Genomic DNA, 17,512 nt, shown 5'->3' with positions numbered 1-17,512 from the left:
GACCTCATCGCGAGCAAGCTCACTCCTACAGACTGATATTGGCCCTGTAGGCGTGAGCTTGCTCGCGATGCTTCTTGTCGGCGCTTACAACTTGGCTTTCACCGCTGGCAGCGCATCTTTGTCGTCAACGGTCTTCACGCCGCTCAGCCATTTGTCCAGCACCGCCGGGTTGGCTTTCAGCCACGCTTTCACCGCTTCGGTGTTGCTGACCTTCTTATCCACCACGGTTTGCATGATCGAGTTTTCCATGTCCTGGGTGAAGACCAGGTTGGAAAGCAGCTTGGCCACGTTCGGGCAGGCGTCGGCGTAACCTTTGCGGGTCACGGTGTAGACGCTGCCGGTATCGCCGAAGTATTTCTCGCCGCCTTTGAGGTAGTGCATGCCTTTGACCTGCACGTTCATCGGGTGCGGCGTCCAGCCGAGGAATACCACGAACTCCCCCTTCTTCACGTTGCGCTGCACTTCGGCCAGCATCGCCTGCTCGCTGGACTCCACCAGCTTCCAGTCCCCCAGTTCGAACTCGTTCTTTTTGATGATTTCCTGAATCGACGCGTTGGCCGGAGCCCCCGAACCGATGCCGTAGATTTTCTTGTGGAATTTGTCGGCGAATTTGTTGAGGTCGGCGAAGTTGTGGACGCCTGCGTCATACACGTAATCAGGGACGGCGAGGGTGAACTCCGTGCCTTCCAGATTTTTCGCGTATTGCGTCACGTCACCCGTGGCGATGAACTTGTCGTAGAAACCCTGCTGCGCCGGCATCCAGTTGCCCAGGAAAACGTCGAGTTGCCCATCCTTCAGGCCGCCATAGGCGATCGGCACCGCGAGGGTGTCGATCTTGGTTTTGTAGCCCATGCCATCGAGCAAAAAGCCTGCAGTGGCGTTGGTCGCGGCGATATCGCTCCAGCCTGGATCGGCCATCCGCACGGTGCTGCAGCTAGCGTCGGCGGCATAGGCCACGACGCTGCTCAAACTCAAGACCCCAACCGCCAGCGTGGTGAACAGCTTATTCATGGTGTGCCCCTTTTTGGTTTTCTAAGTGTTGGCAGGGTTCAAGGTTGCGGATAACGGGCCTTGCGCTCCAGATCGTCCAGATCAATATGGTTGCGCATGTACTGCTGACTGGCGTCGACCAGCGGCTGGTGATCCCAACTCTTCAGCTTGCCGATGGCCAGCGACTCGGCGACGAAACGCCGACGACGCTGGCTGGCGAGCACCTGGTGGTGTATCGCCGGAATGTCCCACTTGGCCTTTGCTTCGGCCAGGAACGCAGCGAACAGGTCGCGATGAGCCTCGGATCGACTCAGCTCTTCCTGCTCCTTCGGATCGTTGCGCACGTCATACAGCAGACAGGGGTCCCGTTCCGAATAAATAAATTTGTACGCGCCGCGACGAATCATCATCAGCGGACTGTTGGTGCCCTCGGCCATGTACTCGCCGAAGACCTCGTCGTGACCACCCTCGCCTTGCAGATGCGGCAGCAGTGAGCGCCCATCGAGCGGCAAGCCAGCGTCCAGCTGACCATCCGCCAACGCAACAAACGTCGGCAACAGGTCGGCGGTGGACACTGCAGCCTGCACGCGGCCGGCCTTGAACTGCCCCGGAGCGTAGACCAGCAGCGGCACCCGCGCCGACATCTCGAACCAGTGCATTTTGTACCAGAGCCCGCGCTCACCCAGCATGTCGCCATGGTCGCCGGAGAACACGATGATGGTGTCGTCGGCCAGGCCGGTTTCCTCCAGGGTTTTCAGCAGTTTGCCGACGTTGTCATCAATGTAGCTGCAGGCACCGAAATAGGCGCGGCGCGCATCACGAATCTTTTGCTCGGGCAGCGGTTTGTCCCACAGGTCATAGACCTTCAGCAGGCGCTGGGAATGGGGGTCCAGTTCGGACTGGGCCAACGGCGCATGGGGCATCGGGATTTCTTCGTCGCTGTACAGATTCCAGTAAGGCTTGGGGATTGTGTACGGATCGTGGGGATGGGTCATCGACACCGTCAGGCAAAACGGCTGATCGCCGTCTTCGCGCACATGGTCGAACAGATACTGCTGAGCCTTGAACACCACTTCTTCGTCGAAATCGAGCTGATTGGTGCGTACGCAAGGTCCCGCTTGCAACACCGATGACATGTTGTGGTACCAGGTCGGGCGCACGTCCGGTTCGTCCCAGTTCACGGCCCAACCGTAGTCGGCCGGATAGATGTCGCTGGTCAGGCGTTCTTCGTAGCCGTGCAATTGATCAGGCCCGCAGAAATGCATCTTGCCGGACAGTGCGGTGCGATAGCCAAGACGCCGCAGGTAGTGGGCGTAGGTCGGCACATCAGCGGGGAAATCAGCCGCATTGTCATAGGCGCCGATCTTGCTCGGCAACTGACCGCTCACCAGAGTGAAGCGTGACGGTGCGCAGAGCGGGCTGTTGCAGTAGGCGGCGTCGAACACCACGCCTTCAGCAGCGAGGCGACTCAAGTGGGGCATCTTGATGGGAGAAGAGGCGTACATCGGCAACATGGGCGCGGCCATCTGATCGGCCATGATGAAAAGAATGTTCTTGCGCTTCATGTATTCGCGGCATCCCATAGTCATTATTTATGCGAAAGTGCTCCGACCGAGGATGGTGCCCATGCCGTCTGCGGTAAAGCCCATGAGAGGCAATGCCTAGGATAAGTACAGCTTATGTTTGAAGCCCTTGGTGTCATGTCGCTGGATTTACTTCGCGGCTTCGAAGCCGCCGCACGGTTGCGCAGCTTTACCGCTGCGGCCATCGAGCTCGGCACCACTCAGCCGGCCATCAGCCAGCAAATCAAGCGGCTGGAGGAGCAACTGGCGACGCGGCTGTTTGATCGCATCTACCGCGGCATCGAGCTGACGGACGCCGGGCAGATCCTGTTTAATCACGTACAGACCGGGCTGGAGTCGATGGACGCTGGCCTCAGCGCGATCACCGAGCAGCATCAGCACGAGGTGCTGCAAGTGGCGACTGACTTCGCCTTCGCCGCCTATTGGCTGATGCCGCGCCTGCACCGTTTCCACAAGGACAACCCCGACGTCGACGTCAGCCTGGTCACCAGCGAACGCAGTCACAGCATGCTGCGCGCGGATATCGATGTGGCCGTGTTGTTCGGTGACGGGCGATTCAAGCAGGGTGAAAGCCACTGGTTATTCAGCGAGGAGGTGTTCCCGGTGTGCAGTCCGCAATTGCTGAAGGGGCGCGACCTGCCCCTGCCCACTGAGGCGCTGAAAGACTTCGCGCTGCTGCACCTTCGTGGCGAAGGCGGCAACAACTGGTTTGACTGGAGTGGCGTGTTCCGCGCCCTGAATATCCTCCAGGCACCCGCGCCGGGACAGCTGCGATTCGATAACTACACACTGATGATTCAAGCGGCGATCGGCGGCCAGGGCGTGGCCATCGGCTGGCGACACTTGGTGGATGATTTGCTGGAGCAGGGCTTGTTGTGCCGCCCGATCGAAGCCAGCGCCGTCTCCGGATACGGTTATTACATCGTCCTGCCGCAACGCAAACGCCGCGTGCAGATCGTCCAAAGATTTGTGGATTGGTTAAGGAGTGAGCAGGCGTTGAGCGGGGATTTGCTGAAGGGCAAGGCCCTGCCGTCGATTGCGGTTTAAAGGCGTTATCAGAAACATACCGACACCGGTCTGGTGGCGGATCATTGCGGGGCCGTTGGCCTCCCAGAATTTATTTTCATTCCAGAAGATTCCTACAGACTTGTCGGACTCGGTGAGGTTTACAACTGCAGTCACTTAAGATTATTTCCTACATGCAACTGGGGTATGGCAATCGGGATCACTGCATCCACTTTTGTCAAAGCTAATTGTCATGCAGGAGTTCACCATGCTAATCCGGCTTACGAAGATGCTGATAAATGCAAGGGTGAACTTGATAGCGACTTGGCGATGGCTTGGCGAGCGCTTGAACAGAAGGCTTATTATTGTCTGTCTTAACGTATGCAGGGCAGTTTTGATTGCTTATTTCCTGCTTTTCTTTTTCAGATACTACAGCTTTGGCTGGTTAATATGACTGTCACACATTTAATGGGTTGGACTGAATAATGCCTGCGCAACTGAATAAAAATGATATTGATAGGCTGAATATATTGCTTAAACACGAATCCCCTGAACTTATGTATGGGGCACTTCAATCCTATGGCTATAAATATGCAGCACTTGCTGGAGGTATTATTGACCCCCATTCGCCATCGGGCTCGGCGGCGGTTAGCTTTCTACGGCTAACTGCGTAGCGCGACGGCGCCCGATTTACGGAAAATTCGATTCGCTTTGTCTATGACAGAATGGCTCAAGCTTACTTGGATGTGCTCAACGCACAGTACAAAAGTCAAGGCGTAGTCAATAGAGATATAAATCATCAAGAGGCATGGGAGAGCCACAACAAGGTTTTAGCGTACCTCGGCTATTCCGCGGATGCTTGGACGCTGAATTCAGTTTTCATGGTCATGGCAAATGATGAAGTAAGGGAGCGGTATTGGACTGAAATTCTTGAATCCGCTGGTAACCCGGTCACAGAAGCTTTAGTTATGATGAAAACAGAGACCTTTATGGCAACTGCTTCTGTCATCGGCAATGAGCATATGAAGGCTGTTGCTAACGGATGGCGATCGCGAGTGGATGCGGCATCAACAATTGCAGCTGTTGGAAGCGGTGCGACCGGTATGATCGCCGATCGAATCGGAAATCTTTTTAACGATATTACCAATAGCATTTTGGGGCCCGTGCCAGCGGGTACGATTATACCGACATGGACACCCGCACCCGCAGCAACTCCACTGCCAGTGCCAAATGCCGCTACTACGCCCCCGCCTCCGATACCCGCGCCGCCGCGAGTACCAGTCAATCCAGTACGCAAACCTCGCAGGAGGCCACGCCTTCCCCCGCCGACGACCCATAGGGGTCATCCCGGAAGTGGATATGAACAAACAGGTGGAGGGGGGGCGTGGGCCAGTTTTCTGGCTAGAGTGATATGACTAACTACTGATCCCTATTTAGAGTGCGCTTGCCTGCTAAATGCATGGGGCATTGCGATTTGCACTGCTGACACAACGCATTCGCGGGCAAGCGCGCTCCTACAGATTTTGCGTCCATCTCACGTGCATGGACGGACGCGATTCGGAGGAGCCTTAATTCAGCACGCCATCCAGGATTTCATAAACAATTCCGCTGCCGATTGCGATCAGCACAACGTCCGGGCCCAGGCGGCGCCATTCGTAGCCATCGTATTGCGGCAGGTATTGCAGCGAGCGTTGGTCCAGTCGACGGCCATAACCGCGTGGCAGCGGGTGGCCTTTGACGATGTGGACGCCGGGAGGCAGTGGCTGACCGCGACCGATGACTTCCCGGTGCTCGGTGATGGTCCGGCGCACGTCGCCGAAGTCGGCAGGAGGACGCCCGCCACGCTGGTTGTTGCCACGGTTATCGGTGCGCGGTTCGTTGCGATGGTCGTTGCCGTTGCCGTTGCCGTTGTTATTGCCGTTGCCGCGATCGCCCTGCGGACCGCCCTGCGGACCATTGGGTTGGCCGTGGTCCTGATGCTGGCCGGGGCCATTGTCATCGCCGCCGCGTTGATCCGGTGGTGCAGCCTGAACCAGCGCGCTGGCGCTGAGCATCAACACACCCAACCCGGCGATCAAACGATTCGAGACTTTCATGTAGCGCGCTCCTGAGCCAATACGGGCAGCAAAAAGGGGTTCAGAACGTGGTCCTGAACCCCTTCGCTGTACGGCTTAGTGTGCTGCCAGAGAACGAGATTCCTCTGTATCAGAAACTTTACCTTCGGCTACGCGGGCTTTACGCACCCCTTCCGACAACTGCGCGCACAAATCCAGCACGCCGCTGACTGCTTGTTCTGGGGAAGACGCATTGGCGATCTGGTCGATCAATGCCGAGCCGACAACAACACCGTCGGCCACGCGCGCAATGGCTGCTGCTTGCTCAGCCGTGCGAATCCCGAAGCCGACACTGATTGGCAGATCGGTATGGCGGCGCAGGCGTTGCACAGCATCCTTGACGTGATCAATGGTTGCCGAGCCCGCACCCGTCACACCCGCTACCGACACGTAGTAGACGAAACCTGAGCTACCGTTGAGCACCGTAGGCAAACGAACGTCATCGGTGGTCGGTGTGGTCAGACGAATGAAGTCCAGGCCAGCGTCCTGCGCAGGGTCGCACAGCTCGGCGTTGTGCTCTGGCGGCAGATCCACCACGATCAATCCGTCAACGCCCGAGGTATGGGCTTCGGAGATGAAGCGCTCAATCCCGTAATTATGAATCGGGTTGTAGTAACCCATCAGTACCAGTGGCGTTGTGCTGTCCTCTTCGCGAAACTCACGCACCATCTGCAGCGTTTTTGCGAGATTTTGCTTGGCGTTGAGTGCGCGAATATTGGCCAGCTGAATCGCCGGGCCGTCGGCCATCGGGTCAGTGAATGGCATGCCCAGTTCGATCACATCGGCACCTGCCTTCGGCAATCCCTTGAGAATAGCCAGCGAGGTGTCATAGCCCGGATCGCCTGCGGTGACGAAGGTCACCAAGGCTGCGCGATTTTGTTCTTTCAGTTCGGCAAAACGTGTTTGCAGGCGGCTCATCAGTGTTTCTCCTGCTGGGACAAATCAAGGTGGTGCATCACGGTTTGCATGTCTTTGTCACCACGACCGGACAGATTGACCACCATCAGGTGATCCTTTGGCAGCGATGGTGCGCGTTTGAAGACTTCAGCCAGGGCGTGAGCGGTTTCCAGCGCCGGGATGATGCCCTCGAGGCGGCAGCATCGGTGGAAGGCAGCCAGCGCTTCGTCGTCAGTGACGGAGGTGTATTCGACCCGGCCAACGTCGTGCAACCAGGCGTGCTCAGGACCAATGCCTGGGTAATCGAGGCCGGCTGAAATCGAGTGGGCGTCGGTGATCTGGCCATCGTCGTCCTGCAGCAGGAAAGTACGGTTGCCATGCAGCACGCCCGGAACGCCGCCGTTCAGGCTGGCGGCGTGCTTGCCGGTTTCGATGCCGTGACCAGCCGCCTCCACGCCGATGATGCGCACACTCTTGTCATCCAGAAACGGGTAAAACAGGCCCATGGCATTGGAGCCACCGCCAACGCACGCCACCAGACTGTCCGGCAGGCGACCTTCATGCTCCTGCATCTGTACACGTGTTTCCTTGCCGATGACGGCCTGGAAATCGCGGACCATGGCCGGGTAAGGATGAGGGCCGGCGACGGTGCCGATCAGGTAGAAGGTGCTGTCGACATTGGTGACCCAGTCACGCAGCGCCTCGTTCATGGCGTCTTTCAGCGTGCCGGTGCCGGAGACTACCGGAATGATCGTGGCACCCAGCAGCTTCATGCGAAATACGTTGGCCTGCTGACGTTCGATGTCAGTGGTGCCCATGTAGATGACGCATTCCAGCCCGAAGCGCGCGGCGACCGTCGCCGTTGCAACGCCGTGCATGCCGGCGCCGGTCTCGGCAATGATGCGTTTTTTGCCCATGCGCCGCGCCAGCAGAATCTGGCCGATGCAATTGTTGATCTTATGCGCGCCGGTGTGGTTGAGCTCTTCGCGCTTCAAGTAAATCTTCGCGCCGCCACAGTATTCGGTCAGGCGTTCGGCGAAATACAGCGGGTTGGGACGGCCCACGTAGTCGCGCTGGAAGTAGGCAATATCGTTGAGAAATGCTGGATCAGTCTTCGCGATTTCATACTCGCGGCTCAGATCAAGAATCAGCGGCATCAGCGTTTCAGCGACATAACGGCCGCCGAACCCGCCAAACATACCGCGGTCGTCCGGGCCGCTGCTGTAGGCATTTTGTGTCTGGGTCTGGGTCATGTGGACCTCCGGGGATGCGAATTGGATGAGCCGTCAGGCAGTGATCACACTCTAACCAGCGCCAGCGACGATGAAAACCGATAAGATCGGCGCAACCTGTCAGGAAAACTCACCTATCCCATGAGCCGAGACCTTCCGCCCCTCAACGCCCTGCGTGCGTTTGAAGCCACCGCCCGGCTGAACAGCGTCAGTCAGGCGGCCGAGCAATTGCACGTAACCCATGGTGCCGTGAGTCGTCAGCTGAAAGTGCTGGAAGAGCACTTGGGAGTTGGCCTGTTCATCAAGGAAGGTCGTGGCCTGAAACTCACAGATGCAGGGATCCGTCTGCGCGACGCGAGCGCTGAAGCGTTCGACCGTCTGCGCACCGTCTGTGCCGAGCTTAGCCAGGGCAGCGCAGATGCGCCGTTCGTACTGGGTTGTTCAGGAAGCTTGCTGGCGCGCTGGTTCATCCCACGGCTGGGGCGCCTGAATGCCGACCTCCCCGATCTGCGCCTGCATTTGTCCGCAGGAGAAGGAGACCTCGACCCACGGCGCCCGGGGCTGGACGCGCTGCTGATATTCGCCGAGCCGCCGTGGCCTGCGGACATGCAGGTCTTCGAGCTTGCCAGCGAGCGCATCGGGCCGGTGATGAGTCCACGATTCGCACGGTTCGACGAGCTACGGCACGCACCGGTCCACGCGCTGTTGGGTGAGCCCTTGCTACAGACCACATCGCGGCTGCAAGCCTGGCCGACATGGGCGACGCAAAACGGCATCGAGCCCGACGCGCTGAGCTACGGACAGGATTTCGAGCATTTGTATTATTTACTGGAGGCGGCCGTCGCGGGCCTGGGGGTTGCGATCGCACCAGAGCCATTGGTGGCTGAGGATTTGAAGGCCGGACGCCTGGCTGCGCCATGGGGATTCAGTGAAACCCCGGCGCAGCTGGCGTTATGGGTACCAAAGCGCGCTGCCCATGGGCGCGCTCAGCACCTGGCTCGATGGCTCAAGCAGGAACTCGAGCGATCGGGGCGGGCTTGATCAGCCGCGCTTGCACAGCAGGTAGGCTGCCAGCAGGCCGATTGCGCCGACGGCGACGCCTGCGGTGGTCCAAGGGTGCTCTTGGGCGTAATCACGGGTCGCAACGCTGGTTTCGCGAGTTTTGACTTTGACGTCTTCGTAGACATCGCTCAACAGGCTGCGCGAATGGCTCAGCGCGCTTTCAGCGTTGGCTTTCAGGTTTTTCAGGGTCTTGCGCGACTCGTCGGAAGCGTCGGACTTCAAGCCTTCCAGCGACTTGAGCAGACTCTCGATCTCGGCTTCCATGCTTTGCAACGACGCTTTACGGGATGACGTGAATGCCATGATTTGACTCTCCTGCTGTGATGAGTGGCGTGTGTTGTTTCCGACTACAGGGTTTCGAGAAAGTGCAGTGCGTGATGTGAAGTACCGTTTCTTCTGAACTTTTAGGGCGCATTTCGGCACAGAGGTAGTGAACACAATCACTGCGGCGCTGCCACCGCGCAACACCCTTCAGGAGAACTGCCATGTCTGATCATCACACTTACAAAATGCTGGAACTGGTTGGCTCATCGACTGTGAGCACCGACGACGCGATTCAGAACGCAATCGCCCAGGCGGCCAAATCCGTGAAACTCATGGAATGGTTCGAAGTACTGGAAACCCGCGGTCACATTGAAGATGGCAAAGTGGGCCACTTCCAGGTCACCATCAAGGTCGGCTTCCGCATCGACAACAGCTAAGTCGCTGAACTTTTGCAGTGGCCGAGTGCCACAACCTTCGCTATACATACCGCGCAGTCGTGACTTTTCCAAGGTGACGACGCAGGTTCATGTAGTCAGGCCGCTCGATTGGAGCGGCCTTGTTGATCCTAAAATTGCGCCTGACGAGGGGATGTACCGATGAAAAAAGTTCTGTTGGCCATAGGCTTGTTGAGCATCGCGGGCACTACCATGGCCGCTGGCAAATCGTGCGATGACGTGAAAGCCGATATCGACGCGAAGATCAAAGCCAAAGGCGTTTCTTCCTACACGCTGGAAGCTGTTGAAAAAGGCAGCTCGGCGGACGGCAAAGTCGTCGGCACCTGCGAAGGCGGCAGCATGGAAATCGTTTACAAGCGCGGCTGATACCGGCCCGCTGACATAAAAAAACCGACGCATCTGGCGCCGGTTTTTTTGGCAGACCGTTTTAGAGCGTGGCCCTGTATCAGCCCCTCGCTGCTTGCGCCAGGATCTCGTAAGAGCGAAGGCGATCGGCATGTTCGTACATGTCGCAGGTGAATATCAGCTCGTCCGCGTCGGTCTGTTCAAGCAGCACGTCCAGCTTCGCGCGAATCTTCTCCGGGCCGCCGACGACCGCCAGCCCCAGGAAATCCATCACTGCGTCGCGTTCATGGGGCAGCCACAGGCCATTCATGCTCTCGACGGGCGGCTTCTGCATCAAGCTCTGCCCACGCATCAGGCTCAGAATCCGTTGATACACCGACGTCACCAGATACTCGGCTTGCTCGTCGGTTTCTGCGGCGGCCAGCGGCACGCCGAGCATCACGTAGGGCTTGTCGAGCACCTCGGAAGGTTTGAAGTGACTGCGGTAGACGCGAATCGCTTCGTGCATGAAACGCGGCGCGAAGTGCGACGCGAATGCATACGGTAGCCCTCGCTCACCGGCCAGTTGAGCGCTGAACAGGCTCGAACCCAGCAACCAGATCGGCACGTTGGTGTTGGTCCCCGGCACAGCGAGAACCCGCTGATGAGGCTGACGCGGTCCGAGGTAGTTGACCAGTTCAGTCACGTCATCCGGGAAATCATCGGAACTGCCGGAGCGCTCGCGACGCAGGGCGCGGGCGGTCATCTGATCGGAACCTGGCGCGCGGCCGAGGCCAAGGTCGATACGCCCCGGGAACAAGCTTTCCAGCGTGCCGAACTGCTCGGCGACCACCAGCGGCGCGTGGTTGGGCAGCATGATCCCGCCCGACCCAACCCGGATGGTCGATGTCCCACCGGCCAGGTAGGCCAGCAGAACAGAAGTCGCCGAACTGGCGATGCCGTCCATGTTGTGGTGCTCGGCCACCCAGAAACGGTTGTAGCCCCATTTCTCGACGTGTTGCGCCAGATCCAGCGCGTTACGCAGCGATTCCGCCGGGCCTTTGTCTTCGCGGACGGGCACCAGATCGAGCGTCGAAATCTTCACATCAGCTAATCGTTTCATAGGCCGTTGTTGATCCTCTTGAGGCTTGAATCGGCGCATCCGTCGGGGGACATCACGCGAGCAAACCGGCATTAAGACTAAATATTTGCGTTAAGCCATAGGATAAGGGCGGATTTCAGAGTTGCAATGGGGAATGCGAAATTTCCTACTAATTTGGTCGGATTTTAACGGTGCGACCGTCCGCAAAAAAGCACGTGCGGCACAAGCGTTGAACTAAGTCCCGCCTACACTCCTCAGAACTTTGGTCCGCGTGCGAGCGAAATCGCACTTTTTCATGAGGAGACACCATGAGCATCGTCAAGAAAGCATCCGCCCACTGGGAAGGTGACCTGAAGTCGGGTATCGGCAGCATCTCTACTGAAACCGGCGTCCTGCGCGAAGCGCCGTACGGCTTCAAGGCCCGTTTTGAAGGCGGCAAGGGCACCAATCCGGAGGAACTGATCGGCGCAGCCCACGCTGGCTGCTTCTCGATGGCCCTGTCGATGATCCTCGGCAATGCCAACCTGAAAGCTGACAGCATCGACACCACTGCTGACGTCACCCTGGATCAAGTCGATGGCGGTTTCGCAATCACCGCAGTGCACCTGACACTGAAAGCCAAGATCCCTGGCGCGACTCAGGAGCAGTTCGAAAAGCTGACCAACGATGCGAAGGAAGGCTGCCCGGTTTCGAAAGTGCTGAACGCCAAAATCACGCTCGATGCCACGCTCGTGAGCTGATTTGCTTCACCGCTGTACTCGATGGCCCGCAATTGCGGGCCATCTTCGTTATGGACGCGCGCCAGAACCGGCGTGCGCCCCCACGGTCACATGCAAGGCCGATGCGTATCGCACGGTGTCGAAGGAGTCGATCATGAAACGTATCGCCGCAATACTGATTCTCGGTGCACTGACCACCAGTGCCTTCGCAGCGCCCAAGCCCTGCGATGAGCTCAAGGACGAAATCGAGGCCAAAATCCAGGCTCAGAATGTCAGCTCTTACACGCTGGAAGTAGTGACCAATGAAGAGGTCCATGACCAGAACATGGTCGTCGGCACCTGCGAAAACGGCACGAAAAAGATCATCTATCAGAACAACGATCGGTAGCTCGGGCGTTGAGCGAAGTGTTTCGTGAGCCTTGAATGAGCGAGTCCCTGTGCGCGTTGCCGTCGCGATCACGGGTCACGGAATTCAGCAGCGTCGTGGGACACAGAAGCCTTATGGAATACAGAAGATGTCCCCCTCCTCCGCGAGCACGTTGCGTTGCTCGTCCCGCAACTGTGCGTCGATGCTGTTGGTGATATTGCGCACATCCAGACGGTAGCGGTGGCCGGCCTCGAAGCGGTCGTAGTTGATCGTCACGTAGCAGGTTCGCTCGTTGTAGATGTCCATCGACAAGCCCATCGCGCCGGGCGCGTAGTCGTAGTCGTAACGCACTTCGAGCTTGTGTTGGCCGGGCGTCACCTGAAAGAAGCGACCGTCGTACGTGCGCACGCCGTCCAGTTTGTCGGCCATCAGGGTTTTGCCGGTGAAGGTGTGCAGGTCGACCCACGCCTGTTGGGGATCAACCGCAGGCAACGGGCCCGCGCATCCAGCCAGAAGACTCAGGGCAATGAGGGACAGAAGCGAGCGCATGATGAACTCCGCAGCAGGACAAATGGCGATGATGGTTGCGTCAGCGGCGGGCTGTCCGGCATAACGCTGGTGTTTGGACTTCATGAATATCGACGTTAAGGCTGCTGCATGATTCGATCGAAAACGGCCTGGCTGCAATATGGTCTCCCGGTGCTGGCGACTTTACTCCTCGGGGGCTGCTCCAGTCTTTCCTATTACTCACAACTGGCCAGCGGCCAAATGGCCCTGTTGCGGGCGCGTGAACCGGTTGCGGACGTCATCGCTGACCCGAAGCGCGACCCTACGCTGCGGGATCATCTGCGCACATCTCAGCAGGCCCGTGCGTTTGCGACCGAGCATCTGCACCTGCCGGATAACCGCAGCTATCGCCTTTACGCCGACATCCATCGCGCGTATGTCGTCTGGAACGTCTTCGCGACCGGCGAATTTTCCCTTGATCCTGTCACCCATTGCTTCCCCATCGCCGGGTGCGTGGCCTATCGCGGCTATTACACCCAGGGCGCGGCGCGCGGGGATGCGGCCGTGCAGAAACTTGAGGGCAAAGACGTGTATGTCAGCGGCGTTGAGGCATATTCGACGCTCGGCTGGTTCGATGACCCGATCATGAGCTCGATGATGAACTGGGGCGATGAGCGACTGGCCACGCTGATCTTCCACGAGCTGGCGCACCAGCGGTTTTACGTGAAGGACGACAGTGAATTCAACGAGTCCTACGCCAGTTTCGTGGAGCGGGAAGGCACGCGTCAGTGGCGCGCGGCGCGGGGATTGCCTGCCGAAGGTGGGTCTTCGGAAGCGCGGCGACGGGATCAGCTGACTCAACTGGCCCTCGAGACCCGGGATCGGCTGAAAGCGCTGTACGCCGAGCCGCTGAGCCCCCAGGTGATGCGCGAACGCAAGGCCGCTGAGTTCGAGCGTCTGCGCAGGGAGTATCGGCAGTTGCGCGACAGCCAGTGGGGCGGCGACAAGCGTTTCGACGGCTGGGTGTATGCACCGATGAACAACGCACGCCTGCTGCCCATCGGTTTGTACGATCAGTGGGTGCCGGCGTTCGAGGCGTTGTTCAGGCAGGTCAACGGCGATTGGCCCGCGTTCTATTCAGCGGTGGAAAAGCTGGGCAAATTGCCCATGGAGGAACGCAAGGTGGCGCTGCAGCGGCTGGCCCAAAAAGCCTGAGCGGCATGATCGTTCCTACAGATTGACTGGCCTCAGGTATCGAGAAACGCCTGATGCAGCGCGCTGACAGACTCAAAGCGATACGTCGGCGCCTCGGCTTCCAGCTCGTCACGACTGCCAAACCCGTACCCCACCGCTGCCACGTCCAAGCCGTTGCGCTTGCCGCCAATCAAATCGTGTTTGCGGTCCCCGATCATCAGCGTCTGTTTTGGGTCGAGCTGCTCTTCGTCCAGCAAGTGCCGGATCAGCTCGACCTTGTCAGTGCGGGTGCCGTCCAGCTCGCTGCCGTAGATCACCTTGAAATGGCGCGCGAAGTCGAAATGCCGGGCGATTTCATGGGCGAATACCCAAGGCTTGGATGTCGCGATGTACAGCGTACGGCCCTGATCCGAGAGCATGTCGAGCAGTTCGAAGATGCCGTCGAACACCAGATTCTCGTACAGGCCCGTCACCTTGAAACGCTCGCGGTAAAAGCCCACCGCGTCCCAGGCCTTCGCTTCGTCGAAATCGTAGGCGCGCATGAATTGCTGCAACAGCGGCGGGCCGATGAAATGCTCGAGCCGGGTGATGTCGGGTTCGTCGATACCCAGCTTGCTCAAGGCAAACTGGATGGACCGGGTGATGCCTTCGCGCGGATCGGTCAGGGTGCCGTCCAGGTCGAACAAAATATTCTGGTAATGCATGTGTGCTCTCAGCAGGGTTTGTCGAAGCCTTCGGCCAGGTGCTGGTCTTTCAACTTCACGTAATTGGTCGCGCTGTAGGGGAAGAAAGCGATCTCTTTCTCGGTCAGCGGGCGCATCTGCTTCACCGGACGCCCGACGTAGAGAAACCCGCTCTCCAGGCGTTTGCCGGGCGGCACCAGACTGCCCGCGCCGATGATCACCTCGTCCTCCACCACCGCACCGTCCATGATCGTGGTGCCCATGCCGATCAGAATGCGATTGCCGACGGCGCATCCGTGCAGCATGACCTTGTGGCCGATGGTGACTTCATCGCCGATCAACAGCGGGAAACCGTCGGGGTTGAACGGCCCGGCATGGGTGATGTGCAGCACACTGCCGTCCTGCACGCTGGTGCGCGCGCCGATGCGGATGCGGTGCATGTCGCCGCGGATGACCGTCAGCGGCCAGACCGAACTGTCGGCGCCGATTTCGACATCGCCGATCACAACCGCCGAATGGTCGACAAACGCCCGCTCGCCAAGGGCCGGGGTGTGGTTCTGGAACGTGCGAATGGCCACGATAGGCTCCTTCTCTGGCGCCGATAGCTGCGGTCGGCGCCGATTCTAATTAAGATGCGTGGGTGTTTCTTTTAGCCAAGGTGCCAAACCGTGAGCGCGAACAACCCTCTGTTGCAATCCTACGACCTGCCACCTTTCTCGGCGATTCGTGCCGAGCATGTAAAACCTGCCATCGAACAGATTCTCGCCGACAATCGCGCCGCGATTGCCGACATCCTCGCCAAGCAAGGTTCGCAGCCTACATGGGCTGGCCTGGTGCTGGCGATGGACGAACTCAACGATCGCCTGGGCGCCGCCTGGAGCCCGGTCAGTCACCTTAACGCCGTGTGCAACAGCGCGGAACTGCGCGAAGCCTATGAGTCTTGTCTGCCGGCCCTGAGCGCCTATTCGACAGAAATGGGCCAGAACCGCGAGCTGTTCCAGGCCTTCGAAGCCTTGGCCAACAGCCCGGAAGCGGCGAATTTCGACGTCGCCCAGAAGACCATTCTCGAGCAATCGCTGCGCGACTTCCGCCTGTCGGGCATTGATCTGCCGCCGGAGCAGCAAAAACGCTACGCCGAGGTGCAGAGCAAGCTGTCCGAGCTGGGCAGCCAGTTCTCCAACCAATTGCTCGACGCGACTCAAGCCTGGAGCAAGCACGTCACTGATGACGCCGCCCTCGCCGGCCTGACAGATTCGGCCAAAGCCCAAATGGCCGTCGCTGCCCAGGCAAAAGACCTGGAAGGCTACCTGATCACCCTCGAGTTCCCGAGCTACTACGCCGTCATGACCTATGCCGAAGACCGTGCGCTGCGTGAAGAAGTCTACGCGGCGTATTGCACCCGCGCGTCTGACCAGGGGCCGAACGCAGGCAAAAACGACAACGGTCCGATCATGGAGCAGATTCTCGATCTGCGTCAGGAACTGGCCAAACTGCTGGGTTTCGCCAGCTTCTCCGAGCTGAGTCTGGCCACCAAGATGGCTGAGTCGAGCGATCACGTTCTTAGCTTCCTCCGTGATCTGGCCAAGCGCAGCAAGCCGTTTGCCGTTCAGGATTTGCAGCAGTTGAAAGCCTATGCCGCCGAGCAAGGCTGCCCGGACCTGCAAAGCTGGGACAGCGGTTTCTATGGCGAGAAACTGCGTGAACAGCGCTACAGCGTTTCTCAGGAAGCCCTGCGCGCCTATTTCCCGGTCGACAAAGTGCTGACCGGCCTGTTCGCGATCGTACAAAAACTGTACGGCATTGAAATCGCCGAACAGAAGGGCTTCGACACCTGGCACCCGGACGTTCGCCTGTTCGAAATCAAGGAAAACGGCCAGCACGTCGGCCGCTTCTTCTTTGATCTCTACGCCCGCGCCAACAAGCGTGGCGGCGCGTGGATGGACGGCGCCCGCGATCGTCGTCGCACCGCTGAAGGCACACTGCAAAGCCCGGTGGCCAATCTGGTCTGTAACTTCACCCCGGCGGTCAGCGGCAAGCCTGCGCTGCTTACCCACGATGAAGTCACCACCCTGTTCCACGAATTTGGCCACGGCCTGCATCACCTGCTGACCCGCGTCGAGCATGCGGGCGCGTCGGGCATCAATGGCGTGGCGTGGGATGCGGTCGAATTGCCTAGCCAGTTCATGGAAAACTGGTGCTGGGAGCCGGACGGCCTGGCGCTGATCTCCGGTCATTACGAAACCGGTGAACCGCTGCCTCAGGACCTGCTGGAAAAAATGCTCGCGGCGAAGAATTTTCAGTCCGGGCTGATGATGGTTCGCCAACTGGAATTCTCACTGTTCGACTTCGAGCTGCACGCTACCCACGGCGACGGCCGCACCACGCTGCAAGTGCTCGAAGCCGTGCGTGACGAGGTGTCGGTCATGCGTCCGCCCGCGTACAACCGCTTCCCGAACAGCTTCGCACACATCTTTGCCGGCGGTTATGCGGCGGGCTATTACAGCTACAAGTGGGCCGAAGTGCTATCTGCCGATGCGTTCTCCAAGTTCGAGGAAGAAGGCGTATTCAACGAGCAGACCGGCCGGGCTTTCCGTGAGGCCATTCTGGCGCGGGGCGGGTCCCAGGCGCCGATGGTGCTGTTCGTCGACTTCCGCGGACGCGAGCCTTCGATTGACGCACTCTTGCGCCATTCGGGCTTGAGTGAGGAAGCGGCAGCATGACCGAGACACCGCAGGTGATTACCAAGAAACGCTTCATCGCCGGGGCTATCTGCCCGGCGTGCAGCGAGCCTGACAAGTTGATGATGTGGAACGAAGACGACCTGCCGCACCGTCAATGCGTGCACTGCGGTTATTCCGACACCCTCAATGCGCAGGGGCAATCGATCCCGACAGAACTTGGCACGCGAGTGAACAAGCCTGTGGTGAAGCCGGCCGATCCCAAGGTGCAGGGCGTGCAGTTCTTCCCGAATCCGAAGCTGAAAAAGCCGGTTGATCCGAGTTGACGTGATTTCT

19 protein-coding genes are annotated in these 17,512 nt (G+C 59.0%); 9 read left to right on the top strand and 10 right to left on the bottom strand.

The genetic code is table 11. The annotated features are described in order from the left end of the window. Nucleotides 1–84: 84 nt before the first annotated feature. Together choX and betC are read right to left on the bottom strand one after the other, a co-directional pair. Nucleotides 85–1,011 carry a choline ABC transporter substrate-binding protein gene (gene choX, locus QWI18_RS02945; RefSeq protein ID WP_192130579.1) on the bottom strand — a complete coding sequence of 309 codons (927 nt, stop codon included), beginning with the start codon at nt 1,009–1,011 and terminating at the stop codon, nt 85–87. Nucleotides 1,012–1,049: 38 nt separating this feature from the next. Then, on the bottom strand, nt 1,050–2,555 hold the full coding sequence (gene betC / locus QWI18_RS02940; RefSeq protein ID WP_192130578.1) for a choline-sulfatase: 1,506 nt from the start codon (nt 2,553–2,555) through the stop codon (nt 1,050–1,052). 114 nt (nt 2,556–2,669) lie between these two features. Between betC and QWI18_RS02935 the strand changes: the two genes are divergently transcribed. Next, nucleotides 2,670–3,620: a LysR family transcriptional regulator gene (locus QWI18_RS02935; protein WP_065988006.1), complete on the top strand. Its 951-nt coding sequence runs from the start codon at nt 2,670–2,672 to the stop codon at nt 3,618–3,620. A gap of 1,526 nt (nt 3,621–5,146) precedes the next feature. Here QWI18_RS02935 and QWI18_RS02930 read toward each other — a convergent pair. The 3 genes from QWI18_RS02930 to trpB all read right to left on the bottom strand — a co-directional run bounded on the left by QWI18_RS02930 (nt 5,147) and on the right by trpB (nt 7,842). Beyond that, nucleotides 5,147–5,674: an anti-virulence regulator CigR family protein gene (locus QWI18_RS02930; RefSeq protein WP_192130577.1), complete on the bottom strand. Its 528-nt coding sequence runs from the start codon at nt 5,672–5,674 to the stop codon at nt 5,147–5,149. Between the two features lie 75 nt (nt 5,675–5,749). After that, nucleotides 5,750–6,610, bottom strand: coding sequence for a tryptophan synthase subunit alpha (trpA, locus tag QWI18_RS02925; protein WP_192130576.1), 861 nt, complete (start codon nt 6,608–6,610; stop codon nt 5,750–5,752). Next, a complete protein-coding gene (gene trpB / locus QWI18_RS02920; RefSeq protein WP_065988002.1) occupies nt 6,610–7,842 on the bottom strand; it encodes a tryptophan synthase subunit beta in 1,233 nt (410 codons plus the stop codon). Before trpB ends, trpA begins: the two co-directional genes overlap by 1 nt. A gap of 120 nt (nt 7,843–7,962) precedes the next feature. Here trpB and QWI18_RS02915 point away from each other — a divergent pair, with 120 nt between their 5' ends. Then, the gene (locus QWI18_RS02915; RefSeq protein WP_369318181.1) at nt 7,963–8,862 is read left to right on the top strand and encodes a LysR family transcriptional regulator; all 900 of its coding nucleotides are present in this window, start codon (nt 7,963–7,965) and stop codon (nt 8,860–8,862) included. On the opposite strand, the gene QWI18_RS02910 is transcribed toward QWI18_RS02915, so the two are convergent. Continuing rightward, nucleotides 8,863–9,186 carry a YqjD family protein gene (locus QWI18_RS02910; protein WP_037017008.1) on the bottom strand — a complete coding sequence of 108 codons (324 nt, stop codon included), beginning with the start codon at nt 9,184–9,186 and terminating at the stop codon, nt 8,863–8,865. It lies immediately after the preceding gene. Nucleotides 9,187–9,368: 182 nt separating this feature from the next. Here QWI18_RS02910 and QWI18_RS02905 point away from each other — a divergent pair, with 182 nt between their 5' ends. Together QWI18_RS02905 and QWI18_RS02900 are read left to right on the top strand one after the other, a co-directional pair. Next, nucleotides 9,369–9,584 (top strand): dodecin, encoded by a 216-nt coding sequence (locus QWI18_RS02905; RefSeq protein ID WP_065987998.1) that lies wholly within the window; start codon nt 9,369–9,371, stop codon nt 9,582–9,584. 159 nt (nt 9,585–9,743) lie between these two features. Next, nucleotides 9,744–9,968, top strand: a complete 225-nt coding sequence (locus QWI18_RS02900; protein WP_122623653.1) for a DUF1161 domain-containing protein — start codon at nt 9,744–9,746, stop codon at nt 9,966–9,968. Between the two features lie 79 nt (nt 9,969–10,047). On the opposite strand, the gene QWI18_RS02895 is transcribed toward QWI18_RS02900, so the two are convergent. Next, the gene (locus QWI18_RS02895) at nt 10,048–11,049 is read right to left on the bottom strand and encodes an LLM class flavin-dependent oxidoreductase (RefSeq protein WP_296307455.1); all 1,002 of its coding nucleotides are present in this window, start codon (nt 11,047–11,049) and stop codon (nt 10,048–10,050) included. Nucleotides 11,050–11,336: 287 nt separating this feature from the next. Here QWI18_RS02895 and QWI18_RS02890 point away from each other — a divergent pair, with 287 nt between their 5' ends. Together QWI18_RS02890 and QWI18_RS02885 are read left to right on the top strand one after the other, a co-directional pair. Continuing rightward, entirely contained in the window at nt 11,337–11,768 is a 432-nt protein-coding gene (locus tag QWI18_RS02890) for an OsmC family protein (protein ID WP_037017022.1), read from the top strand. 133 nt (nt 11,769–11,901) lie between these two features. Further along, nucleotides 11,902–12,135: a DUF1161 domain-containing protein gene (locus tag QWI18_RS02885; RefSeq protein WP_065987990.1), complete on the top strand. Its 234-nt coding sequence runs from the start codon at nt 11,902–11,904 to the stop codon at nt 12,133–12,135. 111 nt (nt 12,136–12,246) lie between these two features. Here QWI18_RS02885 and QWI18_RS02880 read toward each other — a convergent pair whose 3' ends face one another. Then, entirely contained in the window at nt 12,247–12,663 is a 417-nt protein-coding gene (locus QWI18_RS02880; RefSeq protein ID WP_369318353.1) for a hypothetical protein, read from the bottom strand. 108 nt (nt 12,664–12,771) lie between these two features. On the opposite strand from QWI18_RS02880, the gene QWI18_RS02875 reads away from it, so the two are divergent. Next, entirely contained in the window at nt 12,772–13,836 is a 1,065-nt protein-coding gene (locus QWI18_RS02875) for an aminopeptidase (protein ID WP_369318180.1), read from the top strand. A 32-nt stretch (nt 13,837–13,868) separates the two neighbouring features. On the opposite strand, the gene QWI18_RS02870 is transcribed toward QWI18_RS02875, so the two are convergent. Beyond that, nucleotides 13,869–14,519, bottom strand: a complete 651-nt coding sequence (locus QWI18_RS02870; protein WP_192130572.1) for an HAD family hydrolase — start codon at nt 14,517–14,519, stop codon at nt 13,869–13,871. 8 nt (nt 14,520–14,527) lie between these two features. Further along, nucleotides 14,528–15,076 (bottom strand): gamma carbonic anhydrase family protein, encoded by a 549-nt coding sequence (locus tag QWI18_RS02865; protein WP_065987984.1) that lies wholly within the window; start codon nt 15,074–15,076, stop codon nt 14,528–14,530. 90 nt (nt 15,077–15,166) lie between these two features. Here QWI18_RS02865 and prlC point away from each other — a divergent pair, with 90 nt between their 5' ends. After that, a complete protein-coding gene (gene prlC, locus QWI18_RS02860; RefSeq protein ID WP_369318179.1) occupies nt 15,167–17,218 on the top strand; it encodes an oligopeptidase A in 2,052 nt (683 codons plus the stop codon). Continuing rightward, complete coding sequence (locus QWI18_RS02855; protein WP_369318178.1) at nt 17,215–17,502, top strand: YheV family putative zinc ribbon protein; 288 nt, start codon at nt 17,215–17,217, stop codon at nt 17,500–17,502. The genes prlC and QWI18_RS02855 overlap by 4 nt, the downstream gene beginning before the upstream one ends. Nucleotides 17,503–17,512: the final 10 nt, after the last annotated feature.

Origin of the sequence: Pseudomonas sp. W2Oct36 (assembly GCF_041060465.1) — a bacterium.
In the GTDB taxonomy this organism is placed as follows: Bacteria; Pseudomonadota; Gammaproteobacteria; order Pseudomonadales; family Pseudomonadaceae; genus Aquipseudomonas; species Aquipseudomonas graminis_B.
Note: the sequence above shows the minus strand (reverse complement) of the source record. Positions and strands in the feature narration are given on the sequence as shown.

Excerpts from the sequence above, each read along its gene's own strand:
- choX (WP_192130579.1), bottom strand. The coding sequence starts at position 1,011 with ATGAATAAGCTGTTCACCACGCTGGCGGTTGGGGTCTTGAGTTTGAGC.
- betC (WP_192130578.1), bottom strand. The coding sequence starts at position 2,555 with ATGAAGCGCAAGAACATTCTTTTCATCATGGCCGATCAGATGGCCGCG.
- QWI18_RS02935 (WP_065988006.1), top strand. The coding sequence starts at position 2,670 with ATGTTTGAAGCCCTTGGTGTCATGTCGCTGGATTTACTTCGCGGCTTC.
- QWI18_RS02930 (WP_192130577.1), bottom strand. The coding sequence starts at position 5,674 with ATGAAAGTCTCGAATCGTTTGATCGCCGGGTTGGGTGTGTTGATGCTC.
- trpA (WP_192130576.1), bottom strand. The coding sequence starts at position 6,610 with ATGAGCCGCCTGCAAACACGTTTTGCCGAACTGAAAGAACAAAATCGC.
- trpB (WP_065988002.1), bottom strand. The coding sequence starts at position 7,842 with ATGACCCAGACCCAGACACAAAATGCCTACAGCAGCGGCCCGGACGAC.
- QWI18_RS02915 (WP_369318181.1), top strand. The coding sequence starts at position 7,963 with ATGAGCCGAGACCTTCCGCCCCTCAACGCCCTGCGTGCGTTTGAAGCC.
- QWI18_RS02910 (WP_037017008.1), bottom strand. The coding sequence starts at position 9,186 with ATGGCATTCACGTCATCCCGTAAAGCGTCGTTGCAAAGCATGGAAGCC.
- QWI18_RS02905 (WP_065987998.1), top strand. The coding sequence starts at position 9,369 with ATGTCTGATCATCACACTTACAAAATGCTGGAACTGGTTGGCTCATCG.
- QWI18_RS02900 (WP_122623653.1), top strand. The coding sequence starts at position 9,744 with ATGAAAAAAGTTCTGTTGGCCATAGGCTTGTTGAGCATCGCGGGCACT.
- QWI18_RS02895 (WP_296307455.1), bottom strand. The coding sequence starts at position 11,049 with ATGAAACGATTAGCTGATGTGAAGATTTCGACGCTCGATCTGGTGCCC.
- QWI18_RS02890 (WP_037017022.1), top strand. The coding sequence starts at position 11,337 with ATGAGCATCGTCAAGAAAGCATCCGCCCACTGGGAAGGTGACCTGAAG.
- QWI18_RS02885 (WP_065987990.1), top strand. The coding sequence starts at position 11,902 with ATGAAACGTATCGCCGCAATACTGATTCTCGGTGCACTGACCACCAGT.
- QWI18_RS02880 (WP_369318353.1), bottom strand. The coding sequence starts at position 12,663 with ATGCGCTCGCTTCTGTCCCTCATTGCCCTGAGTCTTCTGGCTGGATGC.
- QWI18_RS02875 (WP_369318180.1), top strand. The coding sequence starts at position 12,772 with ATGATTCGATCGAAAACGGCCTGGCTGCAATATGGTCTCCCGGTGCTG.
- QWI18_RS02870 (WP_192130572.1), bottom strand. The coding sequence starts at position 14,519 with ATGCATTACCAGAATATTTTGTTCGACCTGGACGGCACCCTGACCGAT.
- QWI18_RS02855 (WP_369318178.1), top strand. The coding sequence starts at position 17,215 with ATGACCGAGACACCGCAGGTGATTACCAAGAAACGCTTCATCGCCGGG.